16 protein-coding genes and 1 pseudogene are annotated in these 16,605 nt (G+C 72.6%); 9 read left to right on the top strand and 8 right to left on the bottom strand.

All coding sequences use genetic code 11. The features are described from left to right. Positions 1–54: 54 nt before the first annotated feature. From ACFRCG_RS04380 to ACFRCG_RS04365, 4 genes are read left to right on the top strand one after another with little or no spacing between them, the layout of a single operon-like run. Complete coding sequence (locus ACFRCG_RS04380; RefSeq protein WP_380028640.1) at positions 55–1,341, top strand: ABC transporter substrate-binding protein; 1,287 nt, start codon at positions 55–57, stop codon at positions 1,339–1,341. A 12-nt stretch (positions 1,342–1,353) separates the two neighbouring features. After that, the gene (locus tag ACFRCG_RS04375) at positions 1,354–2,316 is read left to right on the top strand and encodes a carbohydrate ABC transporter permease (protein WP_380028637.1); all 963 of its coding nucleotides are present in this window, start codon (positions 1,354–1,356) and stop codon (positions 2,314–2,316) included. Positions 2,317–2,331: 15 nt separating this feature from the next. Continuing rightward, positions 2,332–3,171 carry a carbohydrate ABC transporter permease gene (locus ACFRCG_RS04370; RefSeq protein ID WP_380028635.1) on the top strand — a complete coding sequence of 280 codons (840 nt, stop codon included), beginning with the start codon at positions 2,332–2,334 and terminating at the stop codon, positions 3,169–3,171. Between the two features lies 1 nt (position 3,172). Continuing rightward, complete coding sequence (locus tag ACFRCG_RS04365) at positions 3,173–4,786, top strand: amylo-alpha-1,6-glucosidase (RefSeq protein ID WP_380028633.1); 1,614 nt, start codon at positions 3,173–3,175, stop codon at positions 4,784–4,786. A 54-nt stretch (positions 4,787–4,840) separates the two neighbouring features. Here the strand turns inward: ACFRCG_RS04365 and ACFRCG_RS04360 are convergent, their stop codons facing one another. Both ACFRCG_RS04360 and ACFRCG_RS04355 read right to left on the bottom strand, forming a co-directional pair. Further along, a complete protein-coding gene (locus tag ACFRCG_RS04360; protein ID WP_380028631.1) occupies positions 4,841–5,494 on the bottom strand; it encodes a hypothetical protein in 654 nt (217 codons plus the stop codon). Positions 5,495–5,578: 84 nt separating this feature from the next. Next, entirely contained in the window at positions 5,579–6,103 is a 525-nt protein-coding gene (locus tag ACFRCG_RS04355; protein ID WP_380028629.1) for a hypothetical protein, read from the bottom strand. Positions 6,104–6,321: 218 nt separating this feature from the next. Between ACFRCG_RS04355 and ACFRCG_RS04350 the strand changes: the two are divergent. Beyond that, positions 6,322–6,777: pseudogene (locus tag ACFRCG_RS04350) on the top strand (AAA family ATPase); the annotation flags it as partial. Positions 6,778–6,839: 62 nt separating this feature from the next. Beyond that, positions 6,840–7,784, top strand: a complete 945-nt coding sequence (locus ACFRCG_RS04345; RefSeq protein ID WP_380028627.1) for a LuxR C-terminal-related transcriptional regulator — start codon at positions 6,840–6,842, stop codon at positions 7,782–7,784. On the opposite strand, the gene ACFRCG_RS04340 is transcribed toward ACFRCG_RS04345, so the two are convergent. After that, positions 7,751–8,815, bottom strand: coding sequence for an ATP-dependent DNA ligase (locus ACFRCG_RS04340; protein WP_380028624.1), 1,065 nt, complete (start codon positions 8,813–8,815; stop codon positions 7,751–7,753). The genes ACFRCG_RS04345 and ACFRCG_RS04340 overlap by 34 nt on opposite strands. Positions 8,816–8,937: 122 nt before the next feature. Between ACFRCG_RS04340 and ligD the strand changes: the two genes are divergently transcribed. Then, positions 8,938–9,945 carry a non-homologous end-joining DNA ligase gene (ligD, locus tag ACFRCG_RS04335; protein WP_380028622.1) on the top strand — a complete coding sequence of 336 codons (1,008 nt, stop codon included), beginning with the start codon at positions 8,938–8,940 and terminating at the stop codon, positions 9,943–9,945. A gap of 93 nt (positions 9,946–10,038) precedes the next feature. Continuing rightward, entirely contained in the window at positions 10,039–10,620 is a 582-nt protein-coding gene (locus ACFRCG_RS04330; protein ID WP_380028620.1) for a DoxX family protein, read from the top strand. 4 nt (positions 10,621–10,624) lie between these two features. Here ACFRCG_RS04330 and ACFRCG_RS04325 read toward each other — a convergent pair whose 3' ends face one another. The 3 genes from ACFRCG_RS04325 to ACFRCG_RS04315 all read right to left on the bottom strand — a co-directional run bounded on the left by ACFRCG_RS04325 (position 10,625) and on the right by ACFRCG_RS04315 (position 13,239). After that, positions 10,625–11,668 carry a PHP domain-containing protein gene (locus ACFRCG_RS04325; protein ID WP_380028618.1) on the bottom strand — a complete coding sequence of 348 codons (1,044 nt, stop codon included), beginning with the start codon at positions 11,666–11,668 and terminating at the stop codon, positions 10,625–10,627. 60 nt (positions 11,669–11,728) lie between these two features. After that, complete coding sequence (locus tag ACFRCG_RS04320) at positions 11,729–11,917, bottom strand: DUF1059 domain-containing protein (RefSeq protein ID WP_380028616.1); 189 nt, start codon at positions 11,915–11,917, stop codon at positions 11,729–11,731. An 80-nt stretch (positions 11,918–11,997) separates the two neighbouring features. Further along, a complete protein-coding gene (locus tag ACFRCG_RS04315; RefSeq protein WP_380028614.1) occupies positions 11,998–13,239 on the bottom strand; it encodes an MFS transporter in 1,242 nt (413 codons plus the stop codon). 91 nt (positions 13,240–13,330) lie between these two features. On the opposite strand from ACFRCG_RS04315, the gene ACFRCG_RS04310 reads away from it, so the two are divergent. Then, entirely contained in the window at positions 13,331–13,942 is a 612-nt protein-coding gene (locus tag ACFRCG_RS04310) for a TetR/AcrR family transcriptional regulator (RefSeq protein WP_380028612.1), read from the top strand. Positions 13,943–13,983: 41 nt separating this feature from the next. On the opposite strand, the gene ACFRCG_RS04305 is transcribed toward ACFRCG_RS04310, so the two are convergent. Both ACFRCG_RS04305 and ACFRCG_RS04300 read right to left on the bottom strand, forming a co-directional pair. After that, positions 13,984–14,826, bottom strand: a complete 843-nt coding sequence (locus ACFRCG_RS04305; protein ID WP_380028610.1) for a CAP domain-containing protein — start codon at positions 14,824–14,826, stop codon at positions 13,984–13,986. A 123-nt stretch (positions 14,827–14,949) separates the two neighbouring features. Beyond that, positions 14,950–16,560, bottom strand: coding sequence for a sigma-70 family RNA polymerase sigma factor (locus ACFRCG_RS04300; RefSeq protein WP_380028608.1), 1,611 nt, complete (start codon positions 16,558–16,560; stop codon positions 14,950–14,952). Positions 16,561–16,605 lie beyond the last annotated feature (45 nt).

Genomic DNA, 16,605 nt, shown 5'->3' with positions numbered 1-16,605 from the left:
CGGGCCCCTTCCCCGCACGTGCACGTCCCGCACTCATCCCCCCGGAGGCACATCGTGTCAATCTCCCGCGCCGCGAAGACCGTGGCCGTGCTGGCCGCCGGCGCCGCGCTCGTCGCCACCAGCGGTTGTGGCGGCAGCAGCGGTTCCGGTTCCGGCTCCAAGACCACCATCACCTGGTCGACCTGGGGCAACCCGGAAGAGCTCGCCCGGTTCAAGGCATTCGAGAAGGACTTCGCCAAGCGGCACCCCGACATCAATCTGAAGCTCCAGGCGGTGCCGTCCTACAGCGACTACCACGCCAAGCTGCTCACCCAGCTCTCCTCCAAGACCGCGCCCGACGTCTTCTACATAGGCGACGACTTCGCCGGGAAATTCGTCTCCGCCGGGGTGCTCGCCCCGCTCAACGACAAGATGGCCGCCCCCGACAGCAAGGCCAAGCCCGAGGACTTCTTCGACGGCCTGTACGGCGGCGCCAAGAAGGACGGCCAGATCTACGGCATCCCCAACGATGCCAACCCCGAGGTGCTCTGGTACGACAAGCAGACGCTCAAGGACGCCGGGATCACCGACGACCCGGCCGCGCTGAACGCCCAGGGCAAGTGGACGATGGCCACGTTCCTGGACATGAACCGCAAGTTGAAGGCCGCCGACAAGGCCGGCTCGGTCTTCTACAACTGGTACGGCTCGACCTACAGCATGATCAACGGCTTCGGCGGCAAGGTGTACGACGGCGGCAAGTTCGTCGGCAACACCGACCCCAAGTCGCGTGAGGCATTGAAGACGCTGGCCGACGGCTACCAGGACAAGACGTTCCTGGTCGCCGACCTCCTGCCCGAGGGCAACGGCTCCGACGTGCAGTTCATCAAGCACAAGGTCGGCTTCGCCGCGGGCGGCCGGTGGATGATCGACACGGTCAAGAAGGGCCAGCAGGACAACTACGACATCGTGCCCTTCCCGTCGCAGACCGGCGTGCTGATGCCGCAGACGGTGGGCACGTCCTTCCTCGCGATGAACAAGGACACCAAGAAGGCACAGGCCGCCTGGACGTTCATGTCCGAGTTCGTCTCCAAGGACGGCCAACTGCTGCGCCTGAAGGGCGGCGGCAACGCGGTGCCCTCGGTCAAGGGCGCGGACAGCGTGGTGATGGAGGGCTACCCGGCGCACGCGCAGACCTTCATCGACGCCCGCGACGGCGGCTTCGCCAACTACCCGGAGGAGGCCGGCGTGCCCGCGCTGACCGCCGACATCAACGAGCACCTGTTGAAGTTGTGGACCGGCAAGATCGGCTTCGACCAGGCGATGAACGAACTCGGCTCGCTCGTCTCCGCCAAACTGCACTGACCGGGGGCCGCCGTGACCACGTCCACGCTCAGCCGCACGACCGACACACGGCGCCCGACCACCGAGGCAACCTCCGAGCGCCGCCGGTCCCTTCGGGGCCGGCGGCGCCGGGAACGGTGGTGGGCCGCCCTCTTCCTCGGGCCGCAACTGGCCTTCCTGCTGCTGTTCACCCTGATCCCGCTCGGCTTCGCGGTCGTACTGGCGTTCATGAAGTGGGACGGCCTGGGTGAGAAGTCCTGGGTCGGCTTCGACAACTTCCAGACCCAGCTGTCCGACCCCACCTTCCGCGACGCGGTCCTGAACACGCTGACCCTGGGCCTGATCACGGTGCCCGTGGGCCTGGCCCTGGCGTTGTTGATCGCCATGGCGCTGAACAACGTGCGCGGCAAGACCTTCTACCGGGTGGTCTACTTCCTGCCCGTGGTCACCAGCTCGGTGGCGGTCGCGGTGATCTGGCAGATGCTCCTCGCCAGCGGCGACCTGGGCATGCTCAACAACACCGTGCACGACTGGTTCGGGATCACCCTGCCCGACTGGCTCAACGACCCCGACTGGGTGATGGTCGCGATCGCGGCGGTGACCATCTGGTCCTCGCTCGGGCTGAACGTGGTGATCTTCCTGGCCGGCCTCCAGTCCATCCCGGCACACCTGACCGAGGTGGCCCGGATCGACGGCGCGGGCCCGCTGCGCATCTTCCGACACGTGACGCTGCCGCTGCTGTCGCCGACCATCTTCTTCTCCTTCGTGGTCGCGGTGATCAGCTCCTTCCAGGCGTTCGACCAGATCTACGTGCTCGTCGACCCCGACCACAACGAGGGCGCGCGCACGATCGTGTACCAGGTCTACGACCTGGGCTTCAAGAAGTTCGAGTTCGGCGCCAGCAGCGCCGCCGCCCTGCTCCTGACGCTGATGACGATCGTGGTGACCCTCGTCCAGTTCCGCGCGCAAAAGCGCTTCGTCCACTACGAGTCGTAGGAGAGGAGGGTCGTGATGGTCACGGCCATCCGCCGTCGTATCGGCACCGTCGCATTGCACACCCTGCTCGTCGTGGGCGGGCTGCTGATGGTGTTCCCGTTCATCTGGATGTTGCTCACCGCGTTCAAGGGCGAGGGGCAGATGATCCAGGATCCGCTGTCCTGGATCCCGGATCCCTGGCGGGCGAGCAACTTCCCCGACGCCCTGGACGCGATGCCGTTCGGGCGCGCCTACTGGAACAGCTTCTACATCGCCGCGATCACCGTCGTGGCCACCCTGCTCACCGCCTCGATGGCGGCCTACGCGTTCAGCCGGATCGACTTCCCGTTCTCGCGTTCGCTGTTCGTGGTCTTCCTGCTCACCCAGATGGTGCCCACCCAGGTCACCCTCGTGCCGCTGTACGTGATGTTGTCGCACTTCGGCTGGATCGACACCCACCTGGCGCTGATCCTGCCCGCCATCGCCAACCCGTTCGCGGTGTTCATGATGCGCCAGTTCATCCGCGCGGTGCCGATCGAACTGGAGGAGGCCGCCCGCCTCGACGGCGCGAACCGGTGGACGATCTTCACCCGGATCGTGCTGCCCAACATCAAGCCGGGCATGGCGGCCCTGGGCATCATCGTCTTCCTGGGCAGCTGGAACAGCTTCATCTACCCGCTGATCTTCCTGAACTCGGAGGACAAATTCACCGTTCCGATGTTGCTCGCCTCGTTCAAGGGCCAGCACGGCGGACTGGACTACGGCCTGCTGCTCGCCGCGTCGACGATCTCCGTGGTGCCGATGCTGATCGCCTTCGTGATCGGCCAGCGGAAGATCATCAACAGCATGGCGGCATCCGGCATGGGAGGACGCTGACATGCCCACGCCCCTACTCGACCTGGTGGCGCTGGACCTGCGCGAACGCCCCTTCACCGACCGGGGATCGCGACTGCTCGTGCTCGCCGCGGACGACGGCGACCTGTGGGTGGCCCGGTCCGAGTACGAGACGCGGCTGAGCGACACGATCGTGCTCACCGCGCTGCGGATCCGCGCGGCCGACGGCGCGGCGCTGCCGATCCGGGCCGCGCGCCCGGACCGGATCGCCTTCGCGGGCGGGGTACACCTGGCCTTCGCCGACGCGGACACCCTCGTGCTCACCGGCGCCGGCGCGCGGGCCGAATGGCTCGACGCGGACGGCACCGCGCACGGCGCCGCGATCGACGGCCGGCTGGTACTGGTCGGCAAGGACGCGCCCGACGCCCCGACCGTCCTGGGCGCGGCCCGGGCACGCTGGGCGACCTGGTTCGAGCGCATGCCGGCCGTGCGCGCCGACCTGCGCGAGCGGGCGGCGCTCGCCTGGTGGACGCTCGGGATCAACCTGCTGCCGATCGGGCACGCGGGCGGTCGCGAGGGCCTGGTCCCCTCCCGCTTCGGCTACGTCGGAGTGTGGAACTGGGACGCGTACTTCCACGCCATCGCGCTCCGCCACGGCGATGCGGAACTGGCCCGGGACCAGATCCGGATCCTGCTCGCCCACCAGCGCCCCGACGGGCTGATCCCCGACGTCGTGCACGACGAGGGCGTGCTGGCCGAGACCACCGACCTGCCCCGCTCCGACCGGGCCCGGCTGGCCGAGCACGTCGGCAGCGCCCTGGGGGCGGAGGAGGCCGCCGCCGCGTCGTTTGGCGAGGTGGTGCCGGTGACCAAGCCGCCGCTGACCGCGTGGGCGGTCTGGAAGATCCACCGGGCCGCCCCCGACCTCGACTTCCTGGCCGAGGTCTACGAGCCGCTCGTGCGCTCCCAGCAGTGGTGGCTCACCCACTCCGACCCCGACGGGGACGGCCTGGCCGAATATTTGCACCCGTACTCCAGCGGCCTGGACGACAGCCCCGTCTGGGACTACGGCCCGCGCGCCGAACCGCCGGACCTGAACTCCTACCTGGCGCTCCAGTTCGACGTCCTCGGCGACATCGCCGAGGCGCTCGACAGGGTGGACGAGGCCGCCGGCTGGCGCGAACGCGCGGCCGCGCACACCGAGTTGCTGATCGCCCGCCGCTGGGACGGCGAGCGCTTCGGCACCGTCTCGGCGGGCCGCGCGGTGGCCACCCGCACCCCGCTGGAACTGCTGCCGCTGCTCACCGGCCGACTGCCGCGCGCCATCGCCGACCGACTGGTCGCCGACCTGCGCTCGGCGAGCTTTTGGGGCGAACGCCCGGTGCCCACCGTCGCGTTCGACGACCCGGACTTCGACCCCGACGCGATGTGGCGCGGGCCGGTCTGGCTCAACGTCAACTACCTGCTGATCGAGGGCCTGCGCCGATCCGGATACCCGGACGTGGCAGACGAGTTGACCGAGCGCACGGTGCGGATGGTGGCCGAGGGCGGCGGCCTGTACGAGTACTGGAACCCACTCACCGGCGCCCGAGCCGGCCGCGCCACCACCGGCTTCGGCTGGTCCAGCGCCCTGTTCGTGGACCTGGCCCGCGCCTGAACCCGACGGCTTCCCGCGCGCGCGGGAAGCCGTCGGCGGGCCGGGACCGGTCGCTCAGACGTTGTGGATGCGGAAGCGGGAGATCGTGTAGTCGGTGGGGTCGCTCGTGTCGTGCACCCAGGCGAGCGAAACCTGGAACGTGTCGTCGACCTGGCCGAAGTTGAAGACCAGGTGGCCCTGTTCGTTGCCGTTGAACGCCGAGACGTCCAACCCCGTGGTGGCTCCCGGCGCCACCGTGCTCTCCGTGATCGTCGCCTTGCCGCCGAGGTCGTTGCTGTGCGTGGTGGTGCCCTCGTACAACAACTGCTCGCCGCGATAGTCCAGGGTGCCGTCCGCGTTCGGCCGGACCGCGATCCTGGTCTCCAGCCGCACCTCGCCGCCGCAGAAGCTGTCCCGCCGACTGGTGGTCCACTGCCCGACGGGAGCCTGGAGGTCGTACCGGAAGTAGTCGCCGCCGCTGCCCTCGCACCGGGTGTAACCGTTGCCTCCCTCGTGGTCGTACAGGTTCAGCCGGCCCTCCAGGGCGACGTGTCGGTAGACCACCGGAGTGGTCGGACCGCCGCCCGTGCCACCGCCTCCGCCGCCCGGCTCACAGTCCTCGCACCGCTGCGCCGACACGGAGCCGACGGTGAGTGCGCCGAGGACCAGCGTGGTGCTCGCGGCGAGTGTCGCCGCCCTGCGCGTCCGGCGCCACAGCGTGTTTCGCATCTGTTCGACCCCCTATGCGTTGGTGAAGGTGACGGAGGAACTGCCGTAGTCGCTCGCCCCGGCCTCGTCGCTGAGTACCGAGACCTACGTGGCGGCGGAAGCGCCCGCCGCGAGGGTCGGCAGGATCGCGCTGCCCTCGCCGTCGAGATCCCGGGTCTGATAGTCGGTCCCCTCGAACAACTTGACCCGCAGCACGGCCTGCATCGTGCCGTCGGTCGCCGGGAAGACGTCCATGTAGGTCTCCACCCGCACCTCGCCGCCGCAGAAGCTGTCCCGCCGGCTCACCGTCCACTGTCCGATCGGTGCGGCCGGTTCGTAGGTGAAGGCGTCGGAGCAGAACTTGTCGTCGTTGAACATGCCCTCGGCGTCCTTCATCGCGACGGAGCCGGTCAGCTTGACGTGCCGCGTGGGCACGTTCGAGCCGGTGCCGCCTCCGGTACCTCCGCCGCCGCTGCCGCCGCCGGTGCCGCCCCCATCACCGCCACCGCCCGGCTCGCAGTCCTGGCAACGTTCCGCCGACGCCGTGCCGACCGTGACCGTGCCGGCCGCGAGCACGGTGATCAGTGCCAGCGGCGCCAGTCGACGGCGCAACCGCCTCGTGTCCACCATCGTGTCCCCCCTCCGAGGGCGGACCGTCCCCTCGGCCCGCCCGTTGCGCGGCCCACTCTTCCCCGGCGCGGCACAGAGTGGCCCACTACTCCATTCCGCGGCCTCGGGTACTCCATCGGGCGTGTGCGCGCGGGCCTCCGCTTCGGAATCGGCCCGGGCGAACCCGCGTGGCAGCGGCGTGGGACTGGCATGCTGCCGGGAACGTCGCAGGGGGCACGATGGGGAACGCATCGGGGATCGCGCGGGCGCACGCACGTCCGCCGTTCGTGGGTCGGGACGCGGAACTGGCCGAACTCGACCGGGCACTACGCGCGTCGACCTGTGTCGGCGTCGTGGTCACCGGCGCGGGCGGAATCGGCAGGAGTCGGCTCGTGGAGGAATTCCTGGCCGGCCTGACGGGGGAGAGGGTGCTCGGTGCGCCCGCGAGAGCGGCCCGCGCCGACCGGGCCCGACACGTCGTACGGGTGCGGGCCACTCGTGCGTCGACCTCCGTGGCCCTGTCGGCGCTGACCCCGCTGCTGCCCGGCGGGGCCCGCCCGGAGACGCCCGGTGCCTTCTTCGCGCTGGTACGCGAGCACCTGGCCGCACGCCGGGCGGCCGGCGAACGCCGCACCGTGGTCGCCGTGGACGACGTGCACCTGCTCGACGCGACCTCCTCGGCCCTGCTCGCGCTGTTGCCGGCCGACGCGAGTTGCCGCGCGCGCCGGTCCCCGCGCTGGTCGTCTGGTTCGGATGGGTGCACGGCCGGATCGCGCTGGAACGCGGCCGGGTACGGCAGGCCGCCTCGCTGTTCGCCGAGGCCCGGGCCCAGGCCCACGTACAGCGTCACGGCTTCGCCGAACACCGCGCCTTGGCGGGTCTGGTGCCGGCCCACGCGTACGCCGGCCACGTCGGGCCCGAGGCGGCGCAGCTCGCGGACACCGTCGCCGCCGACCCCGCGCTGTGCGGATGGGACACCCTGCGCGCGCACGCCTGGGCACAGCGCTGCCGGGGACACGCGGACGAGGCCCACGCGCTCCTGCGCGACGCCGCCGGGACCGCCCGCCTTCGCGGTGACTCGACCGGCGCCCGCGTGCTCGAACACGACCTGGTCCGCTGGGGCGACCGGGCCGCCGCGCGTCGCCTGGCCGCGATGACCGACGAGGCCCAGGGCGCCCACGCGGCCGCCCGCACCGCGCACGCCCACGCGGTCGCCGACGCCGACCCCGCCGCGCTGGACGCCGCCTCCGACGCGTGGGCCGCGCTCGGCGCGACACTGCTCGCCGCCGAATGCCTGGCCGAGGCCGCCCGACTGCGGCGCTCCGCGCGCGGGCCGAACCGGGAGGCGGCGGCGCGGCGCGCCCATGCGCGAGCCCTGCTCCTGACGACCCGGTGCGAGGGCGCCGCGACGCCGGGCCTGGTGTCCCTGTCCGCCGCCGGAGCGCTCAGCGCGCGGGAACACCAGATCGCGCTGATGGCCGCCGACGGGCATACGAGCCGGGAGATCGCCCGGCACTGCGGCCTGTCCATCCGAACCGTCGACGACACGCCGGGCCGGGCCTATCGCAAGACGGGCGTCCGGGACCGCCACGGCCTGCGCTCGATCCTGGCGACCACGCTCGACGAACGGGCGGCAGGCTGGGCCGCTTCGGGATTCGGACGCGCGCGCTATCGGGTGCCGAGCACGTCGGCCAGGTCGTAGCGGGTCGGCTCGGCGAGTTGTTCGTACGTGCACTCGGTCGGGTCCTTGTCGGTACGCCACCGGCGAAAGCGGGTGGTGTGCCGGAAGCGGTCGCCCTGGACGTGGTCGTAGGCCACCTCGCAGACCGACTCGGGCCGCAGCGGCACCCAGTCCGAGAGTCGGCCGCCCGACCAGCGGGTGATCGCGCCCGGCAACCGGTCACCCTCGTGTGCCTCGGCCTCGGCCCAGTGCGCCCACGGGTGCCCGGTCGGGTCGCTCATCCGGTACGGCGCCAACTCCTCGACCAGCTCGGCCCGTCGGGCCGCGGTGAACGCCGCGCTCACCCCCACGTGCTGGAGCCGACCCCGGTCGTCGTACAGCCCGAGCAGCAGCGAACCGACCACCGGACCCGACTTGTGCTCGCGGTATCCGGCCACCACGCAGTCCGCGGTGCGCTCGTGCTTGATCTTGACCATCGCCCGCTCGTCGGGCAGGTACGGGCCGGCCGGGTCCTTGGCCACGATCCCGTCCAGCCCGGCACCCTCGAAGCGGTCGAACCAGTCCCGCGCCACGGCCGGGTCGGTGGTGGCCGGCGCGACGTGGATCGGCGGCAGCGCGTCGGCCAGCGCCGCCTCCAGCGCGGCCCGCCGTTCGGTCAGCGGGCGGCCCAGATACGACTCGTCGCCGAGCGCCAGCAGGTCGAACGCCACGAAGGAGGCCGGCGTGGTCGCGGCCAGATGCCGAACGCGCGAGGAGGCCGGGTGGATCCGATCCTGGAGCCGATCGAAGTCGAGCCGTCCGTCCAGCGCGATGACCAGCTCCCCGTCCAGTACGCAGCGCGGCGGGAGCAGCCGCAGCGCCGCCTCGACCACGTCGGGGAAGTAACGATCCAGCGGCTTGGTGTTGCGGCTGCCGATCAGCACCTCGTCGCCGTCCCGGAAGACGATCGCCCGGAACCCGTCCCACTTGGCCTCGTAGTGCAGGCCGGGGGGAATCCGCGCGGCGGCCTTGGCGAGCATCGGCTTGACCGGGGGCATCACGGGAAGGCGCATGCGGCCCAGTGTGCGCGGGGCCCGGAGCGGTCGCCTCCGCAGCTGCCGTGCAGAGACAACAGGGAGCCGAACGGGGCGGCGTCGAATGGGACGAAACTGTATGAATCCGCCTACCCTGAGGCATGAGCGAGGCCGAGGAATTCGAGATCGACGGCAGATCCGTCCGGGTGAGCAGCGTCGACAAGGTCTACTACCCCGAGCGCGGATTCACCAAGGGAGACCTGGTCCGCTACCTGATCGCGGTCGGTGGCGGCATGCTCCGGGGCCTGCGCGACCGGCCCACCACGCTGCAGCGCTTCGTGCACGGCGTCACCGGCGAGTCGTTCTTCCAGAAGCGGGTGCCCAAGAACCTGCCGGAATGGATCCCCACCGCACGGATCACCTTCCCCAGCGGCCGCTTCGCCGACGAGATGGCCCCGGACACCGTGGCCGCGCTGGTCTGGGCGGCCAATCTCGGCACCCTGACCTTCCACCCCTGGCCGGTCCGCCGCACCGACACCGAACACCCCGACGAACTGCGCATCGACCTGGACCCGCAACCCGGCACCGACTTCGCCGACGCGATCCACGCCGCACACGCGATGCGCGAGGTGCTGGACGAGTACGGGTTCACCGCGTGGCCGAAGACCTCCGGCGGTCGCGGCCTGCACCTGTACGTGCCGATCCGCCCCGACTGGGAATTCCCCGAGGTACGGCGCGCGGTGATCGCGCTGGCCCGAGAGCTGGAGGCGCGGATGCCCGATCGGGTGACCACCGCCTGGTGGAAGGAGGAGCGCGGCGAGCGCATCTTCGTCGACTACAACCAGATGGCCCGCGACCGCACGATCGCCGCCGCCTACTCGCCCCGCCCCACCGTCCGCGCGACCGTCTCCGCGCCGCTGACCTGGGACGAGGTGAACGACGCGCACCCCGACGACTTCGACCTGGGCAGCATGCCGCCGCGCTACGCCCGCCTCGGCGACGTGCACGCGGACATGGCGGAGCACGCCTTCGACCTGCGCCCGGCCCTCGAACTGGCCGACCGCCAGGCCCGGGACCACGGCGTCGGCGACCTGCCGTACCCGCCGGACCACCCCAAGATGCCGGGCGAGCCGCCCCGAGTACAGCCCAGCCGGGCGCGCGAACACTGACGCCGCCCGTCCCCCCGACGGCGCAGCACCGCCGGCGGGGGTGTCGGCGGCGAGCCGACACTGAGGGGACCCACCCCCAGGAAGGCCCCTCCCATGTTGCTGTCGCTCCCCATCCGGCTGGTGAGGCGTACCCGGCTGTCGGTTCGCAAGGACGTAGGTCTGCTGGCGCTGCGCGTCGGCACCGGCGGCGTCCTGTTCGCGCACGGCGCGCAGAAGTTGTTCGGCTGGTTCGGCGGTCACGGTCTGAGCGGCACCGGCTCGGCGATGGAAAGCATGGGCTTTCGTCCGGGTCGGCAGAGTGCGTTGGCGGCCGGGCTGGGCGAGGCCGGCGGCGGTGCACTGCTCGCGCTCGGCCTGGCCACCCCGGCGGCCGGGGCGGCGGCGGCCGGCGCGATGGCCGGCGCGGTCTCGGTGCACGCGCCCGCCGGGTTCTTCGCCCAGTCGGGCGGCTTCGAGTATCCGGCCTTCCTGGGCTTCGTCGCGGCCGGGATCGGGCTCGCCGGGCCCGGGCGGTTCTCGATCGACCACGCGACCTGCCACGTGTTGGACCGGCCGTGGGTGGTGGGCCTCGCGTTCACCGGCAGCGCCGCGGCGGCGGCCGCGGTGGTCGGGCGGCGCCAGGTGGCCGCGCGGGAGCGGGGCGACGCGGATTCGGGTTCCGACGCGGGGGAGTAGCGGGTCAATCCCCCGCCGGCCTCGTCCAGGCGAGCAGTCGGTCCACCGGCCAGGTGGTGATCACCCGTTCCGCCGGTACCTCGCACTCCTCGGCCCGGGCGCAACCGTGCGCCTGCCAGTCGAGTTGGCCGGGGGCGTGTGCGTCGGTGTCGATGGAGAAGTACACGCCCGCGGCCAGCGCGCGGTGGATCAGCCGGGTCGGGGGGTCCCGGCGTTCGGGGCGGCAGTTGATCTCCACGGCGGTGTCCGACTCGGCGCAGGCCGCGAACACCGCCTCGGCGTCGAAGGTGGACTCCGGGCGGCCCTTGCCCTGGATGAGCCGGCCCGTACAGTGCCCGAGCACGTTCACCCGGGGATCGCGGACGGCGGTCAGCAGGCGGTGGGTCATCGCCGGGGCGTCCATGCGCAGTTTGGAGTGCACCGAGGCGACGACCACGTCGAGGCGGGCCAGGAGTTCGGGCTCCTGATCCAGCGAGCCGTCGTCGAGGATGTCGCACTCGATGCCGGTGAGCAGGCGGAACGGGGCCAGTTCGGCGGCGAGTTCGGCGACCACGTCGAGCTGGGCGCGCAGCCGGTCGGCGGTCAGCCCCCGGGCCACGGTCAGCCGGGGGGAGTGGTCGGTGAGCACGGTCCACTTGTGGCCCAGGTCCCGGGCGGTACGGGCCATCACGTCGATCGGGCTGCCGCCGTCGGACCAGTCCGAGTGCGTGTGGCAGTCGCCGCGCTGGGCGGCGAGCAGCGCGGCGCCGGCGGTGGGCAGCGGCGACGGGCGGGCCTCCAGGTCGGCGAGGTAGCCCGGGACCCGGCCGGCCTGCGCCTGCTCGATCACGTCCGCCGTCTTGGGGCCGATGCCCTTCAGCTCGCCCAGCGTGTGCCGGGCGAGCCGGGTGCGCAGCTCCGCCGGATCGAGTCCGGCGATCACGGCGGACGCGGTGCGGAAGGCCTTGACCCGGTACGTGGGCGCCTGGTCGCGTTCGAGCAGGAAGGCGATGCGATCCAGCGCGGCGATGGGGTCCGGCGCGGGCGGGGCGGTGTCGTGTGGGGGCATGGGTGGACTGTGGCCGCGTGGGACGGCGGTAAACCGGTGGGTTCCCTCCCCGGCGTACGGTCAGCGGCCGGGTTCCTCGTCCTTGAGGAACTTGCGGATTTCTTCGCGGAGTTCGGGGTTGTCGGTGTGGCCGTGCACCGCTTGGGCGTGCTGGGCGGCGGCCACGACGACCTCGTCCTCGGTGCCGGCGATGGTGAGGCTGCAATTCGATTCGCTGGGGAAGTCCCGGCAGTCGGCGACCTTGCGCATGGCGTCCTCCCGGACGGCTCGTCCCCGAGTTTTCGAGGGCCATGGCCCCGGCCACGGCGGCGCGAGGCCATGGTCCAATTTTAGGACGTTTTGTCAGCTTTTCGGGTCATGATCGCGCCAAGTGCGGAGGCCAGGGCGATCACGATCACCACGGTCGCGTAGATGTCGGCGGTGCGGCTCAGGCCGATCGGGGACACCGCCATGCCGGCGGCCACGGCGGGGAGGCTGAAGGCCAGGTAGTTGACCGTGTACACGGTGGCGAACAACTCGGCCCGGCGGCTCGGTTCGGCCAGTGTGGCGAGGACGCCGAACGCGCCGAGGAAGGCGCTGCCGAAGCCGATGCCCGCGATCACGGTGCCGACGAAGAACAGCGGGACGGAGCCGGTGTGCAGGGCGATCAGGGTGACCCCGAGGCCCAGCGCCAGGGTCGGCGAGCCGCCGGCCATCAGGACGGGCGACCTGCGACCGCCGAGCACGATCGAGGCGGTCGCGGTCGCGATCATCAGGGCGAAGACGACGAGGCCGCCGATCAGGTGGCTGCGCACGCCGAGGACGCCGGCCGCCAGCGACGGGCCGAGGGACAGGTACAGGCCGGCGACGGCCCAGGTGGCGACCAGGGTCGGGACGACGGCCAGGAATCGGCCCCGGGTGCCGGACGGGACGCCGACCCGGGGGCGCAGCGAGGCGAGCGCGCCGGGGTGTGGTCGGGCGGTCTCCGGCATGACCGCGACGGCGGCGATGCCGATCAGGAACAGCACGCCGAGGACGACGAAGACCAGCGCGCGGGGCGCGGGGGCGTATTCCACCAGCAGGCCCGAGCCGAGGGCGCCGGCGCCGAGCCCGATGCCGGGGCCCGCGCTGTTGACCAGGGTGGCCAGGCCCGGACGGCGGCCGGACTGGAGGTCCATCACGCCGGCGCTGATCGCGCCGGTGGCCGCGCCGGTGGCGAGGCCCTGTACCGCGCGGGCGGCCAGCAGCCACGGGACCGCGTCGGCGACCACGAACAGCGCCATCGCGACGGCCTCGGCGGCGAGCGCGGCGATCAGCACCGGGCGGCGGCCGACGTGGTCGGAGAGCGCCCCGACCACCATCAGCGCGATCAGCAGCGCCAGTGCGTAGAGCGCGAAGACCACGGTCAGGGTGGTCGCGGAGAAGTGCCATCGGGATTGGTAGACGACGTAGAGCGGGGACGGGGCCGCCGCCGCGCACATGAAGGCGAACAGGATTCCGGCGAGCGTCCAGAACGCGGCGCGGTGGGATATTCGCCCGGATGTCGGAGCGCTCTGCGGGTGCGACCGGGTCGCGGGAGCGGCGGTTGTCACGAGTTTCCCCTAAAGCAAAAGACTTGGCTTTAGGGTGAGACTAGCCACAGGGCAGCCCTATAGCAAAACTCTTTGCATTAAGATGACCCGTATGAACGCAGCCCCGGACCGGGTACCCGGTCCCAGCCGACCGGGCGGACGCAGCGCCCGGGTGCAGGCCGCGGTGCATCGGGCGGCCACCGAACTGGTCTGCGAACTCGGCGCCGATCGGGTGACCATGCCCGCCGTCGCGGCTCGGGCGGGGGTCAACCCGACCACCGTGTACCGGCGTTGGGGCACGGTGGCCGGGTTGTTGGCGGACGTGGCGCTGGTCCGGCACGACACCGACCGGCCGCCCGAGCCCACCGGCGCGCTGGACGAGGACCTGGCCGGCTACGCGGCGTGGGCGCTGGTCGACTTCTCCCGGCCGGGCGGCATCGCGTTCTTCCGGGCCGAGGTGGCGCCGGACCCCGACGACCGGCGGGCCGGGCTGGCGAGGTGCCTGGACCGGTGCGCCGTGCGGATCGACGCGCTGCTGGCGAAGGCGGCCGAGCGGGGCCGGATGGTCCCCACCCGGCAGCAGGTCATCGATCGCATCATCGCCCCGCTGTACTTCCGGGTGGTCTTCTCGATCCCGGATACGGACGAGGCGTACGCGCGGGCACTGGCGGCCGACCTCCTCGACCACCCGGACTTCCGGCCGGGGGGCGCCGCGACCGGGTGAGACGGGAGTGGGGGGTGGTCGGGCCTCGGCGGGCCGGGGCCTCAGCCGTTGGCGAACTCGTGCACGCCCCACCAGCCGCTCTCGTCGTGGAAGACGCCGACGCCCGCCTCCGTGTGGGACGGGTCGGTCTGGTTGCGGTAGTGGCCGGGGCTGTGCCGCCACATGTCCTGGAACTTCTCGGCGGCCTGCCGGGCGGTCAGGGCCGCGTCGCCCCACATCACGATGTTCTCGGCCACGCCGGTACGCCGGCCGGTGACCAGGGCGTCGGCCTCGCGGCCGGAGTGGGCGAAGCCGTTGCGGCGCATGTGCTCGGCCCAGGTGCGGGCGAAGGCGCTCAGGTCCGCGCTCGCGCGCAGCGGTGGCAGGCCGACCTTCGCGCGTTCCGCGTTGAGCAGTTCCAGCGACATCGCCTCGGCGTCGGTGATCGACTGCGAGGGCGGGCGGTTGCCGCGCACGGTGGGGTTGGCTCCGGGCGGACCGTCGGCGGCGGACGCGGTCGTGGGGCGAGTGCCGGCCGCGGCCCCCGACTTGGCGTCGGTGCCGGGGCGGCTCGTGGTGGTGGACGGGGCGGGCTTGCGGGTCGACGGGGCGGTGCTGCTCGGGCCGGTGCCGCCGGAGGGGGTCGGGTCGCCGGTCGGGGGCGGGGTCGCCGCGGAGGGCGTCGCCGATGCGGTGGTGTCGGCGGCCGCGACGGTGGCGCTCGGGGCGGCCGATCGGCTCGCGCCGTCGTGGTGTCCGGCGGATCCGCAGCCGGCCACGACGAGCGCGGCGAGGGCGGCGGCCACGGTCGTGGTGACGGCTCGGCGGTGGCGGTGCACGGGGCGCTTGCGGTGCGTGGAGTGCTTCGGGTGCATGGGGTGCTGCGAGTGCTTGGGGTGCTGCACGCTGGGTGGCTCCTCGGAGGCTACGGCTCGTCGACCGGCCGGAACGCCGGTGACACCTGGGAGAGCCGGGGCGGGTGCGGGGATAACGGAAATCGGCGCGGGATTTTCCCGGCCGGTCGCCGATCAGGCCGGTGCCGCGAAGAGTTGTGTCCAGAAGGTCGTGCCGCCGGGGCCGACCGTGACGCCGACGCCGAGGTCGGTGAAGCCGCAATCGAGGATGTTCGCCCGGTGCACCGGGCTGCCCAGCCACTCGTCGACGATGTGTGCGGCGTCGGCTCGGCCCCGGTTCAGGTTCTCGCCCCACAGTCGCCACCGGTATCCGGCGGCGGCGATCCGGGCGTCGGCGTGCACTCCGTCGGGGTCGACGTGGTCGTAGAAGCGTCGGGTCGCCATGTCGTCGGAGTGTTTGCGGGCGGCGGTCCGGAGGCGGTCGTCGACTCGCACCGGGGCGCAGCCGTGTTCGGCGCGCGCGGCGTTGACCAGGTCGACGACGGCGCGTTCGAGCCGGGCGCGGGTGTCGACGGGGGCGGTCGAGCGGGTCGTGGGCGGCGGTGTGGCGGCGGTGGGTGGCTCGGTGCTCGGCGACGGGGGTGGGGTCGTGGCCGGCAGCGGTGAGGGCGGCGGCGGGGGCGGCGTCGCGGCGACCGGTGTCGGGCCGACCGCGCCTCGGACCGGCGTGTCGTGGTGGGGTCGGTCGAGGAGGACGACGGCGGCCGGTACGACGAGGACGAGCGCGACGGCGGCGATCGTGGCGGTGTGCCGGAGCCGACGAGCCGGCCGAAGGTCGGCGTGAGCGGCCGCCCCGCCGCCGGGCCCGCTGCCGGCACTCGAAGCGCCGCCCGGGTCCGTGGCGCCGCCCGAGCCCGCCGCGCCAAGAGTGCCGCCCGGGCCCACAACGCCGCCCGCACTCGTGGCCCCCGCCGGGCCCATCGCCCCGGCCGTCGCGGTGGCCGTCCCCGCCCCCGTGCACAGGTGCCACAGCGTGACCGTCGGGGGCAGCAGGGCCAGGCCCGCGAGCAGGCCCTCGACCGGGGCCAGGCCGCGGCGGTGGTCGCCGCAGGCCCGGCACGTGCGGGCGTGGCGGGTGACGCGCTTGCGCCACAGGGGGGTCGGGCTTCCGTTCCAGTCGGCGAGCAGCGCGGACAACGCCGCGCAGCGCGGTGTGACGGCCAGCGCGCGGACCACCACCCGGGCTGCCTCCAGTTGCTCCTTCATCCGCTGTACCCGGACCGCCGCGTGCGTGGCGGGCAGGTCCAAGGCGGCGGCGAGTTCGGCCCGGGTGAGCGTCCCGGCCGCCTCCAGCCACCACAGCGCGAGCAGTTCGCGGGTGTCCGGGTCCAGCCACCCGGTCGCGGTCGCCACGTCGCGACGCTGGCCGGACAGGCCCAGCCGCAGGATCGTCAGGTTCGCGAAGTCGGAGCCGGGGTCGGCGTGTCCGACCACCTCGTCCAGCGGGGCGGTGAAGGCGCGGCGGGCGTGCCGGCGGCGGATCCGGTTGATCGCGATGGCCACCAGCCAGGACCGGAAACGTTCGGGGTCGCGCAGCCCGCCGAGGCCGGTGAGCGCGTCGACCATGGTCTCCTGCACCACGTCGTCGACGTCCGCGTGCCCGTCGAGTGCCCGGCCGACGATGTTGTAGATCAACGGCAGCCAGGCCGCGACCAGTTCGTCCCGGGCGCGCAGGTCACCGCCCCGGGCGGCGACGACCAGGGCGGTGTCGTGCTCGATCTCCACGTAGCCACTTCCGCTTTCTCGACCGGCGTGACGGGCCCGCTCCCG

Source organism: Embleya sp. NPDC056575, assembly GCF_042793325.1.
In the GTDB taxonomy this organism is placed as follows: Bacteria; Actinomycetota; Actinomycetes; order Streptomycetales; family Streptomycetaceae; genus Embleya.
The sequence above is the reverse complement of the archived record's forward strand: the minus strand, read 5'-3'. Positions and strand labels throughout refer to the sequence as shown.